Source organism: Naumannella halotolerans (assembly GCF_004364645.1).
GTDB lineage: Bacteria > Actinomycetota > Actinomycetes > Propionibacteriales > Propionibacteriaceae > Naumannella > Naumannella halotolerans.
Genome location: NZ_SOAW01000001.1, coordinates 2,140,237 through 2,160,528 on the forward strand (window position 1 = coordinate 2,140,237; position 20,292 = coordinate 2,160,528).

Below are 20,292 nucleotides of genomic sequence, written 5' to 3' on the forward strand. Positions count from 1 at the left end.
AGACACCGATCGAGACTCCCCAGCAGGCCTGTTCGGGCAACTGGTCGGCGAGACCCCCGCATCCGTTCCGCAGCAAACGCAGCTCAGGGGACCGTTGAGGTGCGTTTGCTGGGGAACAGATTGAACCGGGGGACCCATCGTTGCCCGGCTCACAGAAATAGGCTCCGTCGGCTCCCGAGACGTAGTCTGTGCAGGTCCATCATCGACAAGGATCCGGAGTGGCCGCAGTGCAAGGTACCGACCGTCCGATCGGCTGGCCGGTCGTCCTCGGGGCAGTGCTCATGGCTGCCCTCGGGATCGTGCTGCGCCAGTCCGAGCCGCCGCTGCCCGGCTTCGCCGAGCAGGAGCTCTTCACCCAGATCGGCGCCGCCGTCTTCGGCCTGGCCGCGCTCTTCCTGGCCCTCGGCACGCTCGCCCACCTGCTCGGGCTGACACTGTTGCGCCGCCGACCGGAGCGCGGCGAATCGGAGTGGCTGCTGGCCCCCGACGACCTGCGGCAACTGCGGGTGGCCGGCATCTGGGCCATCGGTTGGGCGATCACCGCAGCCCTGCAGACTCCTTTCGCCGGTGCGAACAGCATCGGCGTACCGGTCCGCTACGCCTTCACCGACCTCTCCAGCTTCCTCAGCGGTACGCAGACCACCCCGACCTGGTTGTTCACCGCCCTCGGCGCCCTCGTCCTCGGCATCTGCTGCCTGATCGGACGCAGCTGGCCGAGTGCCATCGCCGGGGTCTGGCTGAGCCTTTTGCTGAGCCTGCCGACCGTGGTCACCGCCCAGGTGTCGGTCGGCCGCGACCACGACTTCGCCACCGACGCCGCAACCATCGGCACCCCGGCCTTCCTGCTCGCCGGCGCCGCCGCCTGGGCATTCCTGCACCGCGGGGACGACTCGGTCGCCGCGGCCACCCGTACCCGCCGGATCGTCGCCGTCGCCGGTCTGCTGGCGCTGCTGCTGCGGATCGGCATCGGCGTCTTCGAACTCGCCGGCACCGCCCCCTGGGCATCGCGCTACGGCATCGTGATGCTGATCGGCCTGCTGCTGCTGGCGGCCCTGCCGCTGACCGCACTCGGCAGCTGGAACCGCCGGCGCGCGCGGATCGCGGTCACCCTGGCCGGGCTCTCCCTCGGCAACCAGGTCGCACTGCTCGCCCTCTTCCCGCCCCGGTTCCGGGTCCCGCAGACCGACCAGGAGAACTACCTGGGCTTCAACCTGCCGAGCCCGCCGATGCTGCCCGAACTGCTCGGACCGGGCCGCCCGAACCTGTTGCTGGCCACGGTCGCGCTCACCGCGATCGTGCTCTACCTGCTCGGCTGGCTGCGGCTGCGTCGCGGCGGGATCGAGTGGCCCGTGGTCCGCACCATCTGCTGGACCCTCGGCTGGTTGCTCATCTGCTACGCCGCCACCAGCGGGCTGTGGGAGTACGGCTCGGCGATGTTCAGCTACCACATGCTGGTCCACGTCACCTTGAACATGCTCGCCCCGGTGCTGCTGGTCCTCGGCGGCCCGGTCACCCTGGCGCTGCGGGTCGGCCACCCGGCCGCCGTGGACGGTCTGCAGACCGTCCGCGACGGTGTCGAGGCGATCATGGGCTGGCGGGTGCTCGGAGTACTGGCGCACCCGCTGCTGGTCTGGGCGGCATTCGTCGGCTCGCTCTACGTGCTCTACCTGACCCCGCTGTTCGATCTGAGCATGCGGTTCCACTGGGCGCACCAGCTGACCACCTTCCACTTCCTGATCACCGGCTTCTTCTACTACGCCGTGGTGATCGGGGTCGATCAACCGCCGCGTCCGCTGCCGCACATCGCACGGCTGGGCTACGTCTTCGCCGCGATGCCCTTCCATGCCTTCTTCGCGGTGATCGTGATGAGCGCCGAGGTGATCATCGGCGCCGACTTCTACCCGCTGCTCGGTCTGACCTGGGGGCCGGACCTGGCCACCGATCAGGAACTGGGCGGCCAACTGACCTGGGCGCTCGGGGAGTTCCCGCTGCTGGTGGTCGTGGTCGCCCTGCTGATCCAGTGGTTTCGCCAGGACAACCGGGAGGCCAGGCGCAAGGACCGGGCGATGGATGCCGGGTACGACGACGCCTACGAGGAGTACCAGCGCACCCTGGCCGCCCTGGCCGAACAGGACCGTCGGCGGGAGAGTCGATGACCGAGCTCACCCGCACCGAGGCCGGGACCGACCTCTCCACCCGGATCGAACTGGATCTCGGCGGAATGACCTGTGCTGCCTGCGCGAACCGGATCGAACGCAAGCTGAACAAGATCGACGGGGCCACCGCGGTGGTCAACTTCGCCACCGAGCGGGCGGTCGTCACCGGTCTGCCCGCCGAGCGGACCGACGACCTGATCACCGTGGTGGAGAAGGCCGGTTACACCGCCGCGCCGGTGCCCGATGCCGACGACCCGAACGAGACCTCCGCCCCCGACCGGGCCCGGATGCTGCTGAAGCGACTCGCGGTCGCGGCGATCCTGACCATTCCGCTGGGCAATCTGGCGATCGTCCTCGCCCTCGTACCCGGCGTCCGGTTCCCGGGCTGGGAATGGGTCTGCGTCGCCCTGGCGATCCCGGTCGTCTTCTGGTCGGCCTGGCCCTTCCACGCCGCCACCGTGAAGAACCTGCGCCACGGCGCGTTCAGCATGGACACCCTGGTCTCGATCGGGGTGCTGTCGGCGTTCTTCTGGTCGGTCATCTCGATCATCACCGGCGGCTCGGACGAACCCGGCTACTGGCTGGGGTACGGCGTGACGCCGGCCGGTGCGGATGCGATCTACCTGGAGGTGGCCGCCGCGGTCACCACCTTCCTGCTGGCCGGCCGCTACTTCGAGGCCCGCGCCCGCCGGGCCGCCCGGGACGTACTGACCGCGCTCACCCGGCTGGCGCCCGATGAGGTACGGCTGCTCGCCGCCGACGGCACCGAGCAGCTCGTAGGGGCCCGACGGCTGCGTGCCGGTGATCGTTTCGCCGTCCGCCCGGGCGAACGGATCGCGGCCGACGGGGTGATCATCGAGGGACGTTCGGCGATCGACACCGCCACCATGACCGGCGAGCCGGTGCCGACCGAGGTGGAGCCCGGCGCCGCAGTGTTCAGCGGCACCGTCAACCTCACCGGCCGGTTGGTGATCACCGCCGAACGTACCGGCGAGCGCACCCAGCTGGCGCAGATGGCGGCCCTCGCCGAGCAGGCCCAGGCCCGCAAGGCGAATGTGCAGCGGTTGGTCGACCGGGTCGTCTCGGTCTTCGTACCGGTCGTCCTGCTGATCGCCGTCGGCACCCTGGTCGGCTGGTTGCTGAGCGGCAACCCCGCCCGGGAGGCGTTCAGCGCCGCCGTCTCGGTGCTGATCATCGCCTGCCCCTGTGCGCTCGGGCTGGCCACCCCGACCGCCCTGATGGTCGGTATCGGCCGGGCCGGCCAGCTCGGCATCGTGATCAAGGGACCGGATGCCCTGGAGGCTTCCGGGGCGGTCGACGTGGTGGTGCTGGACAAGACCGGCACCGTCACCTCCGGAGCGATGTCGGTCGACCGGGTCGCGGCCTGGGGCATCTCCGAACCCGAGCTGCTGCAACTCGCCGCCGCGGTCGAGGCCCATTCCGAGCATCCGATCGCAGCCGCCGTCGTCGCCGCCCACACCGGCGACCTGCCACCGGCCGCCGATCATCGGGCGCTGCCCGGTATGGGTGCGGCCGCAACCGTCGACGGTACCGAGGTGCTGATCGGCAATGCGGTGCTGATGGAGTCGGCCCAGGTACGGCTCGATGCGGTGGCCTGCGAATTCGGCGAGGCCGCCGAGGAGTCCGGCAGCACCTGCGTCTTCGTCGCCCGCGCCGGGGAACTGGTCGGCGCCATCGCCGTCTCCGACCAGGTCGCCGATTCCGCCGCCGAGGCGGTCGCCCAGTTGAAGGCCTTGGGGCTGCGGACGGTCCTGCTCACCGGTGACCGCCCCCGGCCGGCCGAACGGGTCGGCGCCGAGCTCGGTGTCGACGAGGTGATCAGCGGGGTCCTGCCGACCGAGAAGGTGGCAGCGATCGCTGCCCTGCAGGCTGAAGGCCATCGGGTTGCGATGGTGGGCGACGGGATCAACGATGCCGCGGCGCTGGCCAGTGCCGACCTCGGTCTGGCCGTGCTGCACGGCACCGACTTGGCATTGAAGTCGGCCGACATGATCCTGGTCCGGCGTCACCTGTCGGTGATCGCCGATGCGATCGGTCTGGCCCGGGCCAGCCTGCGGACCATCCGCGGCAACCTGATCTGGGCCTTCGGTTACAACGTGGCCGCCATCCCGCTGGCCGCGGCGGGTCTGCTGAACCCGCTGATCGCCGGGATCGCGATGTCACTGTCCTCGGTCTTCGTGGTCGGCAACAGCCTGCGGCTGCGTCGCTACCGCTCCCGCGCCGGCCGGCACTGACCGCGCCAGCGGCCGGCCGCGATCACCGGGACGCTCGCCGCGACTCAGTCGTCGTCATCCCCGTCATCGTCATCATCATCGTCGTCGTAGTCATCATCATCGTCGTCGTCATCGACCGAGCCACCTGAGCCGCCAGAGCCGCCAGAACCACCCGAGCCACCCGAGCCACCACCCCCGGTGGCGCTGCGACCGTCACCATCGGTGTCGGGGTAGATGATCGTCGGCTCGACGGCCACCGGCTTCGGACGCTCCGGTGTGGCCACCGGTGTCGGCTCCGGGCTCGGACTGGCCGAGCCTGCCGACGCACCCGGTGCCGGTGACTCCGGTGTCGACGACGGGTCGGTGCTCGGCGAGGCCGAGGCTCCGGCAGCAGGGTCGCCGACGACCACCCCGGCACTCGGCGTCTGCGTTCCCCCCTGGGTGCCGGTCATCAGGTAGATCCCCGTCATCCCCACCAGCAGCAACAGCACCACAGCAATCCCCACCTTCATGAGACCGATTCTTCCCTGTCCGCAGGAGGGTTCGGTGAGGTGTCGATGAGAAAAGCCTCATCTGCGGCCTCGGCCAGCAACTGGGCCGCCAGCTCCCGCCACGGTGGCCGGAAGGCGTAGACACAGCCCAGCCGCAACCGGGTGGCCCACCGGTACGCGGCAAGCCGCGGCGCCGGCACCTGCAACCGCTCGGCGAGGTCGAATCCGGTCCGCTCGACCACGGCAGCAGCCTGCGGTGACCACCGTCCCTGTCGCCGTCGGAGCTGGGCGTGCTCGATCAGATTGGCCTGATCCAGGGCCAGCTCACCCCACGCCAGGGTGTCGAAGTCGAGGATTCCGACACCGGCATCGGCGAACATCACCTGCTTGTCGTGCAGATCGCGGTGACTGACACCCACCGGGCCCGCTGCGGCCAGCAGCACCGGGGCCAGCGCGGCGAGGCCCCGGCGCGCCAGGACCGGGTCGACGGCGCCGAAATCGATCGCTCGGTCCACCCATCGCTGCACCACGGCCAGTTCGGCCTCGGCATCGTGCAGCGGCAGACCGTCCGTCGGCGCACCGGCGAAATCCACCCAGGCCTCACCGAAGTCGCCCCACCAGGATCGCCAACTCCGTGCCGTCGCCACACCACCCAGGTGGTGGGCATCGGTACCCGGGACGACACTGAAGCGAACCCGGTCCTCACCGTGCTCCAGCACCGCTGCAGCCGCCAGGCCGGCCGCAGCCGCGATCCGTTCACCCCTCTCGGCGCGTTCGACCACCGGCGCCACCGGTGAACGGGTGAGCTTGACGAAACCGGACTCCACCGCGATCACCGCGCGCTTGCCCGGACGGTGGGCCACCAGTCGACCGTGTGCGGCCAGCTCCGACAGGCCGGGCAGCTTCGGATCGACCGCATGGGCGAGCAGCTTCACCTGTCCCTGCCGGTCCACCGACCCCGCACGTACCCGTCCCCGCGGATCGGAACCGGCGAAGGTGAGCTTGCCCCTGCCCGGCCAGGCCCGTTCCACCTCGATCCTCTGTCCGGCATCGATCACTTCGGCCGGTACGGGGCCAGCGCTCATGCCAGCACCCCCGCAGCCAACTCGATCACCTTTCGGGTACGTGCGCGCCACTCGGGATCACCTGCCCGGAACGGTTGGTCCAGGCGGGTCAACAAGGCATGCCCGATCCACGGCCGAAGATCATCGGCCGCGGCGCCGTATCCCTCAAGCAGTGCCTCGGCCCGGCGCGACGACCCATGATCGATCAGTTCGACGGCGACGAAACCGGCCAGGTCCAGACGCGGATCGCCGAATCCGGAACGGTCCAGATCGGCCACCACACAACGACTGCCGGCGTCGACCAGCACCTGGTCGGCGGAGAAGTCCCCGTGCACCCGGACGTGGCGGCGTTCGACCAGCCGCACCGCGGTCTCGACCTCGGCGGCCTGCTCGGCCAGTTCGGTGTCGACCAGCCGCAGGGATCGGAGCTGCCGAGCGCGTTGTTCGGCGAGTTGATCCGGACCGTGATGCGGCCCGGGACCACCGGCGACACGGTGCAACCGGGCGAGTTCCGCCCCGGCCTGTTGCAGCAGCTGCCGGTCGTCACAACCCGCCAGGTCACCGGGCCCGTCGATCCACGGCCAGAAACTGATCCGGCCGTTGCGATGCACCTCGGTCGGGACGAGTATCCGCACGCCGTGCGCGGCCAGGTGGGCAGGGACCCGCAATGCTTCCGGATCGGCGGCGGCATTCAACCGCACCAGCAGATCGGAGTCATTCCGGGTGGTACTGCCGACGGCCCAGCGAGCCACCATCCGTCGCGAGGGGTTATAGCGCAGCACCGGCAGACCACCTCCGGCCCAGCGTTCGATCACCTGCCGACCGGCGGCAGAGCTGCCTGGCCGGGCGGCGCGCAGCAGGATCGGATCGCTGGCTGCCGGACCGTGTGCCCAGTGCAGATCGGTGCCGCAGATCGCACCGGTGACCACCGTCGCACCGTGCGCCTCGGCGGTACGGATCGACCGCTGCAGCTTGTCGGCATGACCCGGCGTACTCACCCGGATCCAGCGCAACTCCCCCGACAGCTCCAGGGCAGCCACGGTCGACAGCCCGGGTTTGTGCCGCAACCGGGTGGCCTGGGCCGGCGCGCCGAGATCGGCGGCCAGCCGTTGCCGGTCGAGCAACCACGCCGCTGCCTGGTCCATCCGGTTCCTCTCGACGGTCCTGGTCGGGTCGACTGTCACTGCACTCCCCCGGCCGGCTGCAGCGAACGGGACCGGTCCCAGACGTCGTCGGCGGACTCGGCCATCAGACCGGCCGGCCAGGGCGCTGCGGCGGGCCCGTCCCAGCGCACCCTGCCCTCGCTCAACCAGACCACTCGGTCGCAACTGCGGGCCATCAGCTCGTCGTGGGTGATCATGATGGTGGTACGCCCGACGCTCAGCGCGCCGATCGCCTCCCGTACCGCCGCCGCGTTCTCCCGGTCTAGACCGCTGGTCGGTTCGTCCAGCAGCACGATCGGGGCATCGCGCAACAGTGCCCTGGCCAACGCGATCCGTTGCCGCTGACCGCCGGACAGGGTACCGCCGCGCTCACCGATCTCGGTCTCGTACCCCTCCGGGAGCCGGGAGACGAATTCGTCGACCCGGGCCGCCCGGGCCGCCCGCCGCAGTTCGGCATCGCTGGCCTCGGGATTCCCTTGCCGGATGTTGTCGGCGATGGTCCCGGTGAACAGCACCGCCTCCTGCGGTACGAAGGCGATCCGCTCCCGCAGCTGGCGCAGATCCAGCTCCCGCAGGTCGTGGCCGTCTAGGCTGACCGCCCCCTGCACCGGATCGATCATCCGCAGCAGCAGGCTGGCCATGGTCGACTTGCCCGAACCGGACGGGCCGACCAGCGCGATCTGCTGTTCCCGCGGGATCGTCAATGACAGCTCCCGCAGAACCGGCACCTGGTTGTCGTAGGCGGCGGTGACCGAATCGAGCACGATATGTCCGGCATCGGCCGGCACCGGCACCGGATTCGGCGGGCTGACGATGTCGAAGCGTTCGTCGAGCAGATCGGCCACCCGCTCACCCGAAGCAGTGGCCTTGGCGATCCGGCCGGTGTACTTCGCCATGTCCCGCAGCGGTTTCATCGACGTCTTCAGATAGGTCAGGAAGAGCACCAGGTCACCGGGGGTCATCTGCATCTGGGTCACCCGGTAGCCGCCGAAGACCAGCACCAGGGCGACACAGACGCCGACCACCACATCGGTGGAGCGTTCCAACGAGGCCGACAGACGACGGGCCTGCACCCCGTCGGTGAGCGACTTCGAGTTCCGGCCCCGGAACTGGTCGGCGGTCGCATGCTGCAGGTTGTAGGCCTGCACCGTCTGCATCGCACCGAGGGTCTCGTTGGCGATGTTGGCGAGATCGCCCTCACTGCGTCGGGTCTTCCGTGCGGCCTTGGTGATCTTCGGGCTCATCTGCCATGCCAGCAGCAGGTACGCCGCCGAGGCTCCGACGATGGCCAGGGTCAGCAGCGGATCCATCCACAGCATCACTCCGCCCATCGCGAGCAGGGTCACCACATTGACCACCATCGGCATCCCGGCGGTGATCAACACCTCCTGCAGCCTGCCGACATCGGAGACCAGCCGTTGCACGACATCGCCGCGCCGGCTGCGCGAGTGGTAGCGCATCGACAACTCGGTGACATGTTCGAAGACCTGTTGCCGCAGGCGGGTGGTGACCTTGGAGCCGACCAGGGCCAGGGCGACCGTACCGAGGTAGTTGCAGACCGCGCGCAGGCCGATGATCGAGATCGTGGCCAGGCCACAGGCGACCAGGAACTGCACGGTGGCCCGCGGGGCATCGACAGCCAGATCGGCGCCGAGGGAGGTGGTCACCGCATCCACCACGAACTTCACCGGCCAGGGTTCCAGCACCCGGAAGACGACCTCGAACAGCAGGGCCACACCGCCGGCCGCGGCCAGGGCCCGCTGTCCGCCGGTGTGCGGACGCAGGATCTGCAGGGTACGGCGCAGCGCGCGTTCCTTGATCTTCATCGCTCACCTCCGATGACGGCGGGGATCAGATCGCCCACCGTGGATCCCAGCACCGCATCCCAGGAGTGGGCAGCGCCGACCAGCAACCGTGCCGAGGCACCCATCCGGGCAGCCCGGGACGGATCGGCGACCAGTCGCCGAATGGCGGCGTCCAACAGCTCCGGGCGCGGTTCGGGGAGCAGTTCGCCGGTGGCCGGCCGGACCACATCGGCGATGTCACCGATGTCGGTGGCGACGATCGGCAACCCGGCGGCGGCATACTCGTAGACCTTCAGCGGGGAGAAATAGTGATCACCACTGACCGGATAGGGAGCAACGCCGACGGTGCATCCCTGCAGCTGTCCGGGGACCTCGCTGGGGGCCACGGCACCACGGAAGTCGACGCTGACGCCGAGCTCTGCAGCGAGTTTGCGCAGTGCCGGCCCCTCGGGACCGTCACCGATGATCCGCAGGGTCCAGTGACCGTCGGCGAGCGCCGCGGCGCGCACCAGTTCGGCGGCACCGTGCCAGGGCTTCAACGTACCGACGAAGACCGCGACCGGTGTCCCGGTGCTCGGACTCACCTGCCGGATCCGGTCGGTGTTCACACCGTTGGGGATCACCCGCACCGGGACCGGGACGTGTTCGGTGAGCCACTCCGCCACGGGTGCGGACACGGCGACCACCACATCGGCAGCCTGCAGTTGGCGGCGCAGACAGGTCTGCGCCAGTGCGGCGTCGACCAGTTCCCGATGCCGCCGCTGCTCGTCGATCAGCGGCGCGTTCACCTCCAGCACCGCCGGCACCCCGAGGGCTGCGGCCACCTGCTGGGCGACGGTGGAGAACAGCGAGTACCGCTCGTAGACGAGGTCGCAGCCGTCCTCGATCACGCGGGCGGCGATCTCGTCGGCGGCCGCGGCCACCGCCTGCTCCCGGGCTGCGGTGTCACTGCGGTCGGCGCGCACCTTGATCCGGGTGACCGGAACCGTTCCGAGGTCATCCGGCAGGTCGTCACCGGTGCGCAGGCAGTAGAGGTGGGGATCCCAGCCGCGGTTGCGCCAGGCACGGGCGATCTCCTGCACGTGCACCGAGGCACCCTTGCGGCCGAACACCCCGATACCGGGATCGGCGACCACCTGGGCGACGCGTGGCCGCTGCTTCCGGCCGGGATCGACGGCGGGGATCCGGGCTGCTGTGGACATGATCATCTTCCTGCTTCCCGACCGCTGGTGATCGTCTGCAGGGCCGCCAGCTTGGCCGCCTGCCTGCGGGAGTCGTATTCGGTCTCGATCAGTCGCCGGGCATTGGCGGCGATCTGCATCCGCGGATGGGACGGGTCGGCTGCTGCGATCAGGGCGGTGGCGAGTGCGGCCGGATCACCCGGTGGTACGAGCGTCCCGGTTCGCTCCCCGGGGTTCTCCGCCGGCCAGATCGCCTCCGGGATACCGGTGACCGCCGAGGCGATGCAGGGCACGCCCCGAGCCATCGCCTCCAGCAGCACCGTCGGCAGGCCCTCGGCATTGCCGTCGGCGGCGTTGACGCTCGGCACCACCATCACATCGGCCCAGTTCATCAACTCCTGCAACTCGGTCTGGCTGCGGGGTCCGATCAGCTCGACGGTGTCGACCAGCCCGTTGGCGATGATCTGGGTCTGCAGCTCGCGGCGCAGCTCCCCGTCGCCGGCGATCCGTACCCGGCACCGCAGGCCCGCCCCGGTGGCGACCGACACGGCATCGATGAGTACGGCGAACCCCTTCTTGGCGACCAATCGGCCCACCGCGGCGATGTTCAGCGTCTGTCCGACCTCATCGGGGGCGGTGAAGGGGAAGCGTTCCAGTTCGAGCCCGTTGCGTACCACGGTGACCCGGGCACCGAGCTCACCGAACTGTTCGCGCAGGTAGGCATGGTTGTAGTCGCTGATGGTGATCACTTGGTCGGCGTCGCGCAGGATCAGCGCCAGCACCTCACGGTCGATCGACTTGTGGAAGATGTCCTTGGCATGGGTGGTGACCGAGAAGCTGATCCCCAGCAGTTTCGCCGCCAACCAGGCAACCCGGGCCTGTACCGAGGCGAAGTGGGCATGCAGGTGATCGATACCCGCATCGGCGGCGGCGGTCGCCACCTCGACGCCCTGCAGCACATCCACCGGATCGAACCTGACCAGCCAGGGCATCAGTGCGCCGAAGCGCGGGCCGAAGTCGGGAAGCACCCGCTCGGCGGCGGCCATCACCACCGCGGCATCGCTCAACTTGTGCGGTTTCCCGACGTGGTGCACCGGTGCCTGGACCCGGGCGATCTCGGGCTGGAACCGGGCATCGGTGGTGGGGCGCAGGGAGAAGATCGACAACTTCTCCCCTGCCGCCTCCCGGGCCAGGATCTCGGTGACGATGAAGGTCTCCGAATAGCGCGGGTAGACCTTCACCACGTATCCGATGTGCGGTTTCTCGGTCACAGGTCCTCCGTCGACGGTGATCGGTTCAGACAGCAAGGCCGGCTCCCCTCGTGCGTCCCTGGGCGAGTTGGGCGGCGGCCAGCCCCGGTACGGCTGCCAGTCCCGACAGACCGATCACCTCGCGGTCGACCTTGCGGCCGATGGCGGTCCGCAGCCAGTCGCCGATCACCGTGCCGGAAACCTGTTCGATCCCGACGGTGTCGGCGAGGCCGTGCCTGGCGAAGGCATCGGCGCGGATCTTCTGCTCCAGACGCGGCTTCTCCCGCGGCACCAGCAGCGCGGGCACCTGGGTGTTCAGGATCTCGCAGGCGGTGTTGTAACCGACCATCGAGATCACGGCTGCGGCCCTCCGGACCAGCGCATGCACATCCGGTACGTCGCTGAGCACACTCGTCTGCAGTCCGGCCGCGCGGCGTACCTGCTCCTGGTCGGCCTCGGGCATTTGCGGGCCGGTGACGATCAGGTGCCGATGGCCGGCCGGCACCTCGGCGCGAGCAGCTGCGGCACAGACGGCAAGGCCGTCGGCACCACCGCCGACCGTGGTCAGCACATAGGGCTGCTCGGCCTCGTCATCGGAACAACGACGACCGTGGGCGAGGTAACCGGTGTGGAAGACCTTCTCCGCCAGGCAGTCGGGCAGTTCGGCGCTCAGGTCGTGCACCATCGGGTCGCCGTAGACCCAGACCGCGTCGATCAACTCGTCGACGCCACCGTGACGGGTCAGCTCCTGCGACTCCGCACGGACCACCCCGGGCGAATCCAGCACATCGCGCAACCCGAGCACGATCCGTGCCTGCGGATGTTCCTCGCGCAGCCGACGCAGGCTCGGCAGCAGTTCGCCACCGATCCCGAACGGATGGCGGTCGATGATCATCAGGTCCGGCAGCAGCTGGCGTACCGTCGCATGCAGTACCGCCGAGCGCAGGTCGACCACCGATTCCAGGGTCATCTGCAGGTGGCGCGGCTTGTAGGCGTGCTTCGATTTCCGGATGGCCGGCAGGCGTACCGCATCGAATCCGCTCGGCAGACCGGCCGACGGTGTCTCCAGACCACTGACCAGCAGCCCGGTCACCGACCGCTGGGTCAGCTCCGGCAGCGACCGCGCCAAGGCGTGTGCAAGCTCTCGGTTGCGTCGGGTGTGTCCCAGACCGACCGAGTCGTGGGAGTACAGCATCACCCGATGCGGTCTGCCTGATGTGCCGCTCTCGTCGATCATTCCAGAACTCCTCAGTGTGTCGAACTGAGCACTATCAAAGCCCAACGAAATGAAGTGGCCGTGAGTCGATCATGAGAGAGTTCTCACCTGGAATGTGTGCTCGATCACCCAGCAGGGTTCTCGAGTTCTTGATCAGTTCGAGCCGAGCCGGTAGCCGACCCCACGCACGGTCTGGATCACCTCGGCGCCGAGTTTGCCCCGCAGGTAGCGCACATAGACATCGACCACATTCGATGCGGAGTGGAAGTCGAAGCCCCACACCCTGGAGAGCAGCTGCTCGCGGGTCAGCACCTGGTTGGGGTGGTCGAGGAACTCGCGCAGCATGGAGAACTCACGGGCCGACAACTCGATCTCCCGGCCGGCCTTGCGTACCGATCGATTGACCGGGTCGAGTTCGATCAACCCATGGGTGATCGTCGACGGTGTCTGCACCCCGGCACTCAGCGGCGGCCGCAACCGGGTTCGGATCCGGGCCAGCAGTTCCTCGAACCGGAAGGGCTTCACCAGATAGTCATCGGCCCCGCTGTCCAGTCCGTTGATCGTGTCGTCGACACTGTCGCGGGCGGTGCACATGATGATCGGAATCGGGTTGCCCATGTTCCGCAATGCCTTCAGTACGGTGAATCCGTCCATCCGCGGCAACCCGACATCCAGCACCAGCAGGTCGTAGCCACCACTGCCGGCATGATCAACAGCGCTCAGGCCGTCGGTCACCACCGCCGTGCCGTACCCGGCGGTCCGCAATCCCTTGTCGATGAACCGGGAGATGTTCTGTTCGTCCTCGGCGATCAGGATCGTTGCCATACCTGTTCGTCCTCCTCGCTGGTCTCGTCCTGGGCCTTGCTGCCCGATCCGGCCACGGCGGGGATCCGGATCTCGAAGATGCTGCCGACACCGAAGGCCGAGCGGACCCCGACCTCGCCGCCGTGCCCGACAGCGATCGCCCGAACGATCGCCAGGCCCAGTCCCAGGCCCTCACCGCGCGTACTCTCCCGCACCTGCTGGAAACGGTCGAAGATCCGGCGCAGCTGGTGCTCCTCGATGCCGACCCCGGTGTCCCGCAGGGAGATGACCAGGACCCGGTCGCGGTCACCGGTCTCCCATTGCAGACCCAGCTCGATCAGGTCCCCCGGGGCGCTGTACTTCACTGCATTGGCCGCCAACTGGACGATCGCCTGCAGCAGCCGCTGACGATCGGCCACCACGGTCCCGCCGACCGGATCGGTCAGACGCCACTCGCGCTCGCTGATCACCCGGATCCGAGCGAAGGCCTCGGCTGCCAGATCGTCGACATCCACCGGTTCCCAGCGCAGGAAATCGGGGCGACGGCTGCGAGCCAGCAGCAGCAGGTCGTTCACCAACCGGTCCATCCGGTCCACCTCGTCGACAGCCAGGGAGCGGACCTGGTCGACATCGGTGGGATCGTGGACATCCATCGTCTCCAGATTTCCCCGCAGGATCGTCAACGGTGTCCGCAACTCGTGGGCGGCATCGTCGAGGAACTGCTGCTGATCACGAAACCCGCCCTGCAGGCGGTCGAGCATGGCGTTGAAGTTGACCGCGAGCCGGGCGACATCGTTGTCCGGTTCACGCACCTGCACCCGCCGCGACAGATCACCACTGTCGATGGTGGAGGTGGCCTCCCGCAACTCCACCAGCGGCCGCAGCAGTCGCCCCGCGATCAGGTAACCGGCGACCGCGGCGATGATCAACGCACCGGTCGCCAGTGCCGCATAGTTCATGATCGAGGCATAGATCGCCTCCCGCTGGGAACCGATGTCGATGGCCACCACCAGCAAATACTGCAGATTCGGGTCGGCACCCTCCACCTGCACGGTGGCGGTGATCATCTCCAGGGTCGTGTCGCCGACCTGCAGTTCACTGATCACCGCCTGCCCCGGTGTCGCCACCCGCAACGCCTCGGCCAGGACCAGCGGATTGGTCACGTCGACGTTGTTCTCCGGTTGCCGGTAGACGATCCGGTCGTCGACGATGCCGATCATCGCCTCGTTGGTACCGGGTACGGATTGGCGCAGGAAGTCCCGGAACAACTCGTCCGGATCGTCATAGGGCGCCACCCCTTCGTCCGGGACCCCGTCACCGAGGGTCTGCAGCTCCTCGACCTCCTGCTGCAGATCGGTCCGCACCCGGGTCTCCAGCTCGGTCAGCTGGGCCGAGTACTGCAGCGCCCCGATCAGGAACATCGAGCCGGCCAACATGCTCAGGATCGCCGCCAGAATCCGGACCCGCACCGATCCCCGCAGTCGGCTCCCCGGACGTGGGCGCCGAGGTGCGGGCTGCTCACCGAGCTCGGCCGGGCCCTCGGCCTGCCGGGTGAGCTCAGTCGACATACCCCGATACTGCCATCAACCCGACCATTTCTGGACCAGGGCGCCGAGCCGCGGCAGGGCGGCGATGACGTTCTTCTTGGCCGAGGGGCGCATCGTGGAGTAGACCTTCTTGATCGCCTGCTTGCTGGTGACGGCGATCCTCTCGTCGGTCACCCCGAGCAGCGCATCCGCGGCCTCGTCGGCATGACTTGCCAAGAAGGCACCGAAGTCACCGGCACCGGCCCAGCGGTTCCAGAGCGGTTCGAGGGCGGTCACGTACTTCGGCCACAGGCTCTTCACCGCGTCATCGATGACCGACGGGCTGACCTTCTTCACCGCCGCGTACCCGCCTTTCACCGCGAGTCCGCTGGGTCCGGTCTTGTCGGCCACCTCGGCATCGATCAGGGCGCGGAGATCGGCATGGACGCCGGGCAGGTTCGCCGGCGAGAGCAGGACTTCGGACAGGGTGGGCACATCTACCTCCGGGTCGTGGGTCGGGGGAAACGACGGGCCGCGATCCGCCCCTCGTGATCCTAGCGGTGCGCGGTCGATGCAGTAGGGGCCGAGCTCGGATGAATTGCCCCGACGACGCGCGAAGGCCCGGGACCCTTGTGGGGTCCCGGGCCTTCACTGCCGCTGCAGCGGCTCAGATCACTTGAGGATCTTGGTCACACGGCCGGCGCCGACGGTCCGACCGCCCTCACGGATGGCGAACTTCAGCTCCTCCTCCATGGCGATCGGGTGGATCAGCTTGACGGTCATGTCGGTGTTGTCACCGGGCATCACCATCTCGGTGCCCTCGGGGAGCTCGATCTCACCGGTCACGTCGGTGGTACGGAAGTAGAACTGCGGGCTGTAGTTCGAGAAGAACGGCTTGTGACGGCCACCCTCGTCCTTGTTCAGGATGTAGACGCGGGCCTCGAACTCGGTGTGCGGGGTGGTCGAACCCGGCTTGATGACAACCATGCCGCGCTCGACGTCTTCCTTCTTGGTGCCGCGGAGCAGCAGGCCGACGTTCTCACCGGCCTGGCCCTCGTCGAGCAACTTCCGGAACATCTCGACACCGGTGACCGTGGTGGTCTGCTTGGTGTCGCGGATGCCGATGATGTCGACGGTCTCGTTGACCTTGACGACGCCACGCTCGATACGACCGGTCACCACGGTGCCACGACCGGTGATGGTGAAGACATCCTCGACCGGCATCAGGAACGGCTTGTCGGTCTCACGCTCGGGCTGCGGGATGTACTCGTCCACGGCGTTCATCAGCTCGAGGATGGAGTCGGCCCACTTCTCGTCACCCTGCAGCGCCGGGTAGGCGGCCACGCGGACGACCGGAGCGTTGTCACCGTCGAACTCGTTGTCGGTCAGCAGTTCGCGGACCTCCATCTCGACGAGCTCGATGAGCTCCTCGTCGTCGACCATGTCGCACTTGTTCAGGGCGACCACGATCGACGGCACGCCGACCTGGCGGGCCAGCAGCACGTGCTCGCGGGTCTGCGGCATCGGACCGTCGGTGGCGGCCACGACCAGGATCGCGCCGTCCATCTGCGCCGCACCGGTGATCATGTTCTTCACGTAGTCGGCGTGTCCGGGGCAGTCCACGTGGGCGTAGTGCCGCGCCTCGGTCTGGTACTCGATGTGGGCGATCGAGATCGTGATACCGCGCTGACGCTCTTCGGGTGCCTTGTCGATCTGGTCGAACGGCGATGCCTCGTTGAGGTCGGGGTACTTGTCGTGGAGCACCTTCGAGATCGCCGCGGTCAGAGTGGTCTTGCCGTGGTCGATGTGCCCGATGGTGCCGATGTTGACGTGCGGCTTGGTCCGCTCGAACTTGGCCTTTGCCACTGGGGCTCCTTCTTCGATGTTTGCCGCGCGGTAGCGGGCAGCTTTTCCTTGGTACTTCTGATTGATCGGTCCACTGCGCGCAGCAGGGCACCCGACCAAGTTTTGTGCACGAACCCGTGACAGTCAAACCGCGAGGGTCTACCATCCCGGGCTCGTGCGCAAAGGACTAACGGCTCACTCGCCGCGAGCCTTGGCGATGATCTCGTCCGACACCGTCTTCGGGGTCTCGGCGTAGGAGTCGAACTCCATCGAGTACGACGCCTGTCCCGAGGTCTTGGACCGCAGGTCGCCGACGTAGCCGAACATCTCCGACAGGGGCACCAGAGCCTCGACAACCTGGTTGCCGTGCTCCTCGCGGGTGCCCTGCATCTGGCCACGACGAGAGTTGATGTCACCGATGACCGTACCGAGGTAGTCGTTCGGCGTGGTCACGTCGACCTTCATCATCGGCTCCAGCAGTGCCGGGTCGGCACGGCGGGCGGCCTCCTTGAAGACCTGGATGCCGGCGATCTTGAAGGCGAGCTCGGAGGAGTCGACGTCGTGGTACGCACCGTCGACCAGGGTCACCTTGATGTCCTCGACGGGGTAACCCGCCAGCACACCGGTCTGCATGGCGTCCTGGATGCCCTCGTCCACGGCCGGGATGTACTCCCGGGGGATGCGGCCACCGGTGATGCCGTTCACGAACTCGTAGCCCGCGCCGGCCTCCTGCGGCTCCAGGTTGATGATCACGCGGGCGTACTGACCCGAACCACCGGACTGCTTCTTGTGGGTGTACTCGACCTTCTCCACCGGGCGACGCAGGGTCTCGCGGTAGGCGACCTGCGGCTTGCCGATGTTGGCCTCCACGCGGAACTCGCGCTTCATCCGGTCGATCAGCACCTCCAGGTGCAGCTCGCCCATACCGGCGATGATGGTCTGCCCGGTCTCCTCGTCGGTGTGGACGCGGAAGGTCGGGTCCTCCTCGGCCAGCCGCTGGATGGCGGTCGACAGCTTCTCCTGGTCCGACTTCGTCTTCGGCTCGATGGCCTGTTCGATGACGGGTGCGGGGAAGTCCATCGACTCCAGCACGATCGGGTTCTGCGGATCCGACAGCGACTCACCGGTGGTGGTGTCCTTCAGACCCATCACGGCGACGATCTGCCCGGCGCCGACCGACGCGATCTCCTCACGCTTGTTCGCGTGCATCTGGTAGATCTTGCCGATCCGTTCCTTGCGCTGCTTGGTGCTGTTGATCACCGTCGAGCCGGCCTCGAGCTTGCCCGAGTAGAGCCGGATGAAGGTCAGCTTGCCCAGGTGCGGGTCAGCAGCGATCTTGAATGCCAGGGCCGAGAACGGCTCGTCGTCGCTGGGACGGCGATGCATCTCCACCGACTCGTCACCGGGCTTGAAGCCGTCGATGGCGGGAACGTCGATCGGGCTCGGCAGGTAGGCGATGACCGCGTCCAGCAGCGGCTGCACACCCTTGTTCTTGAAGGCGGTGCCACAGAACACGGCGGTGATCGCCGAGGACAGGACGGCGCGACGGACAGCGTGCTGCAGCTCGTCGGCGCCGATCTCCTCGCCCTCCAGGTACTTCTCCATCAGGTCGTCGTCGTGATCGGCGACGGTCTCGATCAGCTCGGCCCGGGCAGCCTCGGCGGCATCGACCAGGTCGGCGGGGATGTCCTCGATCTCGTAGTCCTCGCCGATCTTGGTCTCACCGCGCCAGGTGTAGGCCTTCATCTTGACCAGGTCGACCACACCGAGGAAGTCGCCCTCGGCGCCGATCGGCAGCTGCATCACCGCAGCGGTCGCGTTCAACCGCTCACGGATGGTCTGCACACAGAAGTCGAAGGACGCTCCGGTCCGGTCCAGCTTGTTGATGAAGCAGATCCGCGGCACGCCGTACCGGTCGGCCTGGCGCCACACGGTCTGGCTCTGCGGCTCCACGCCGGCCACGCCGTCGAAGACGGCGACTGCACCGTCGAGCACGCGCAGGGAGCGCTCCACCTCGACGGTGAAGTCGACGTGCCCGGGGGTGTCGATGATGTTGATCTGGTGGTTCTTCCAGTGGCAGGTCGTCGCGGCGGACGTGATCGTGATGCCGCGCTCCTGCTCCTGCTCCATCCAGTCCATGGTGGCACCGCCGTCATGAACCTCACCGATCTTGTAGTTGATACCGGTGTAGTACAGGATGCGCTCGGTGGTGGTGGTCTTGCCGGCATCAATGTGCGCCATGATGCCGATGTTGCGGACCTTGCCCAGGTCAGTCTCGATGTCGACGGCCACGAAAGCGTTCAACCTCTAATTCTGTGTGATGTAGGGACGTTGGGGACAACGCCGGATCCGGGCCAGAAATTCCGGCCCGGATCGCGGGTCACCAGCGGTAGTGGGCGAAGGCGCGGTTCGCCTCGGCCATCTTGTGGGTGTCCTCGCGCCGCTTGACCGCAGCGCCGAGTCCGTTGGAGGCGTCGAGAATCTCGTTCATCAGACGCTCCGACATGGTCTTCTCGCGACGGGCGCGGGCGAAGCTGACCAGCCACCGCATCGACAACGTGGTCGCGCGGGCGGGCTTCACCTCGATCGGCACCTGGTAGGTGGCGCCGCCGACCCGGCGGCTCTTGACCTCCAGGCTCGGACGGACATTGTCGAGCGCGCGCTTCAGCGTCTGCACCGGATCGACACCGGTCTTCGCGCGGGTGCCCTCCAGCGCGCTGTAGACGATGTCCTGTGCGGTGGTCTTCTTGCCGTCCTTGAGGACCTTGCTGACCAGCTGGCTGACCAGCGGCGACCCGTAGACGGGGTCGGCCATGACGGGACGCTTCGGGGCGGGACCCTTGCGTGGCATTACTTCTCCTTCTTCGCGCCGTAACGGCTGCGGGCCTGCTTGCGGTTCTTGACACCCTGGGTGTCGAGGCTGCCCCGCACGATCTTGTAGCGCACACCCGGGAGGTCCTTCACACGACCTCCGCGAACGAGCACCATCGAGTGCTCCTGCAGGTTGTGCCCGACGCCCGGAATGTAGGCGGTCACCTCGATGCCGCTGGACAGCTTCACACGGGCCACCTTGCGCAGAGCCGAGTTCGGCTTCTTCGGGGTGGTGGTGTAGACGCGGGTGCAGACGCCGCGACGCTGGGGCGAACCCTTGAGCGCGGGTGTCTTGTTCTTGGCGACCTTGTCGGACCGGCCCTTGCGGACCAACTGCTGGATTGTGGGCACCGGTTGGTATCTCTTTCTTGTCTGTCTTGCGCTGGTTCGGATCCGCCAGGCGGATCTAATTCCGTGGGCCCCGTCAGCGGGCGATCCGCGATTCGAGCTCGGTACGCATCAGCCAGACGAGGTTGCGTGCCTGCTCGGGGCAGTCGTGGTTGCTCCGGGGCAGCACACATGGTCCGGGCGAGCCGAACACGAGGATCAATGCTACTCGACGCGCCGGTGCGGGTCAAAATAGCGCTGACGTACCGGCACAGCGGGCCCAGAGCGGCCCGTTCACGACGAGTCCCAGCCTACAGGCGTCGCCCAAGGCCCGCCCCGGGCCGACGGACCCGGCCCCG

The 20,292-nt window shown here is 68.0% G+C and carries 16 protein-coding genes; 2 read left to right on the forward strand and 14 right to left on the reverse strand.

What is annotated here, in order from left to right:
- The first annotated feature begins 218 nt into the window (after positions 1-218).
- Both CLV29_RS09985 and CLV29_RS09990 read left to right on the forward strand, forming a co-directional pair.
- Positions 219-2,156 carry a cytochrome c oxidase assembly protein gene (locus tag CLV29_RS09985; protein WP_133754734.1) on the forward strand — a complete coding sequence of 646 codons (1,938 nt, stop codon included), beginning with the start codon at positions 219-221 and terminating at the stop codon, positions 2,154-2,156.
- On the forward strand, positions 2,153-4,411 hold the full coding sequence (locus tag CLV29_RS09990; protein ID WP_133754735.1) for a heavy metal translocating P-type ATPase: 2,259 nt from the start codon (positions 2,153-2,155) through the stop codon (positions 4,409-4,411). Before CLV29_RS09985 ends, CLV29_RS09990 begins: the two co-directional genes overlap by 4 nt.
- 44 nt (positions 4,412-4,455) lie before the next feature.
- Here CLV29_RS09990 and CLV29_RS09995 read toward each other — a convergent pair whose 3' ends face one another.
- The 14 genes from CLV29_RS09995 to rpsL all read right to left on the reverse strand — a co-directional run bounded on the left by CLV29_RS09995 (position 4,456) and on the right by rpsL (position 19,957).
- A complete protein-coding gene (locus CLV29_RS09995; RefSeq protein ID WP_133754736.1) occupies positions 4,456-4,902 on the reverse strand; it encodes a hypothetical protein in 447 nt (148 codons plus the stop codon).
- On the reverse strand, positions 4,899-5,966 hold the full coding sequence (locus tag CLV29_RS16205; protein ID WP_166649207.1) for a phosphotransferase: 1,068 nt from the start codon (positions 5,964-5,966) through the stop codon (positions 4,899-4,901). The genes CLV29_RS09995 and CLV29_RS16205 overlap by 4 nt, the downstream gene beginning before the upstream one ends.
- Positions 5,963-7,090, reverse strand: a complete 1,128-nt coding sequence (locus CLV29_RS10005; RefSeq protein ID WP_133754737.1) for a phosphotransferase family protein — start codon at positions 7,088-7,090, stop codon at positions 5,963-5,965. The genes CLV29_RS16205 and CLV29_RS10005 overlap by 4 nt, the downstream gene beginning before the upstream one ends.
- A 35-nt stretch (positions 7,091-7,125) precedes the next feature.
- Complete coding sequence (locus CLV29_RS10010) at positions 7,126-8,934, reverse strand: ABC transporter ATP-binding protein (protein WP_133754738.1); 1,809 nt, start codon at positions 8,932-8,934, stop codon at positions 7,126-7,128.
- Positions 8,931-10,115 carry a glycosyltransferase family 4 protein gene (locus CLV29_RS10015; protein WP_133754739.1) on the reverse strand — a complete coding sequence of 395 codons (1,185 nt, stop codon included), beginning with the start codon at positions 10,113-10,115 and terminating at the stop codon, positions 8,931-8,933. The genes CLV29_RS10010 and CLV29_RS10015 overlap by 4 nt, the downstream gene beginning before the upstream one ends.
- A gap of 2 nt (positions 10,116-10,117) precedes the next feature.
- Positions 10,118-11,365 (reverse strand): glycosyltransferase family 4 protein, encoded by a 1,248-nt coding sequence (locus tag CLV29_RS10020; RefSeq protein WP_243831822.1) that lies wholly within the window; start codon positions 11,363-11,365, stop codon positions 10,118-10,120.
- A gap of 25 nt (positions 11,366-11,390) precedes the next feature.
- Complete coding sequence (locus CLV29_RS10025) at positions 11,391-12,581, reverse strand: glycosyltransferase family protein (RefSeq protein WP_208292835.1); 1,191 nt, start codon at positions 12,579-12,581, stop codon at positions 11,391-11,393.
- Between the two features lie 132 nt (positions 12,582-12,713).
- On the reverse strand, positions 12,714-13,385 hold the full coding sequence (locus CLV29_RS10030; RefSeq protein WP_133754740.1) for a response regulator transcription factor: 672 nt from the start codon (positions 13,383-13,385) through the stop codon (positions 12,714-12,716).
- Entirely contained in the window at positions 13,370-14,932 is a 1,563-nt protein-coding gene (locus CLV29_RS10035) for a sensor histidine kinase (protein WP_133754741.1), read from the reverse strand. The genes CLV29_RS10030 and CLV29_RS10035 overlap by 16 nt, the downstream gene beginning before the upstream one ends.
- A gap of 15 nt (positions 14,933-14,947) precedes the next feature.
- Entirely contained in the window at positions 14,948-15,385 is a 438-nt protein-coding gene (locus tag CLV29_RS10040; RefSeq protein WP_133754742.1) for a DUF6918 family protein, read from the reverse strand.
- A gap of 177 nt (positions 15,386-15,562) precedes the next feature.
- Positions 15,563-16,756 carry an elongation factor Tu gene (gene tuf / locus CLV29_RS10045; protein ID WP_133754743.1) on the reverse strand — a complete coding sequence of 398 codons (1,194 nt, stop codon included), beginning with the start codon at positions 16,754-16,756 and terminating at the stop codon, positions 15,563-15,565.
- A gap of 174 nt (positions 16,757-16,930) precedes the next feature.
- Complete coding sequence (gene fusA, locus CLV29_RS10050; RefSeq protein ID WP_133755158.1) at positions 16,931-19,027, reverse strand: elongation factor G; 2,097 nt, start codon at positions 19,025-19,027, stop codon at positions 16,931-16,933.
- An 88-nt stretch (positions 19,028-19,115) separates the two neighbouring features.
- Positions 19,116-19,586, reverse strand: a complete 471-nt coding sequence (gene rpsG, locus CLV29_RS10055; protein WP_133754744.1) for a 30S ribosomal protein S7 — start codon at positions 19,584-19,586, stop codon at positions 19,116-19,118.
- Positions 19,586-19,957 carry a 30S ribosomal protein S12 gene (gene rpsL, locus CLV29_RS10060; protein WP_133754745.1) on the reverse strand — a complete coding sequence of 124 codons (372 nt, stop codon included), beginning with the start codon at positions 19,955-19,957 and terminating at the stop codon, positions 19,586-19,588. Before rpsL ends, rpsG begins: the two co-directional genes overlap by 1 nt.
- Positions 19,958-20,292: the final 335 nt, after the last annotated feature.

What these genes read in the sequence shown, in the direction of transcription:
- CLV29_RS10005 (WP_133754737.1), bottom strand. Translation starts at nt 7,090, where the DNA reads ATGGACCAGGCAGCGGCGTGGTTGCTCGACCGGCAACGGCTGGCCGCC.
- CLV29_RS10030 (WP_133754740.1), bottom strand. Translation starts at nt 13,385, where the DNA reads ATGGCAACGATCCTGATCGCCGAGGACGAACAGAACATCTCCCGGTTC.
- CLV29_RS09995 (WP_133754736.1), bottom strand. Translation starts at nt 4,902, where the DNA reads ATGAAGGTGGGGATTGCTGTGGTGCTGTTGCTGCTGGTGGGGATGACG.
- CLV29_RS10025 (WP_208292835.1), bottom strand. Translation starts at nt 12,581, where the DNA reads ATGATCGACGAGAGCGGCACATCAGGCAGACCGCATCGGGTGATGCTG.
- rpsG (WP_133754744.1), bottom strand. Translation starts at nt 19,586, where the DNA reads ATGCCACGCAAGGGTCCCGCCCCGAAGCGTCCCGTCATGGCCGACCCC.
- CLV29_RS10035 (WP_133754741.1), bottom strand. Translation starts at nt 14,932, where the DNA reads ATGTCGACTGAGCTCACCCGGCAGGCCGAGGGCCCGGCCGAGCTCGGT.
- CLV29_RS16205 (WP_166649207.1), bottom strand. Translation starts at nt 5,966, where the DNA reads ATGAGCGCTGGCCCCGTACCGGCCGAAGTGATCGATGCCGGACAGAGG.
- CLV29_RS10015 (WP_133754739.1), bottom strand. Translation starts at nt 10,115, where the DNA reads ATGTCCACAGCAGCCCGGATCCCCGCCGTCGATCCCGGCCGGAAGCAG.
- CLV29_RS10010 (WP_133754738.1), bottom strand. Translation starts at nt 8,934, where the DNA reads ATGAAGATCAAGGAACGCGCGCTGCGCCGTACCCTGCAGATCCTGCGT.
- CLV29_RS09990 (WP_133754735.1), top strand. Translation starts at nt 2,153, where the DNA reads ATGACCGAGCTCACCCGCACCGAGGCCGGGACCGACCTCTCCACCCGG.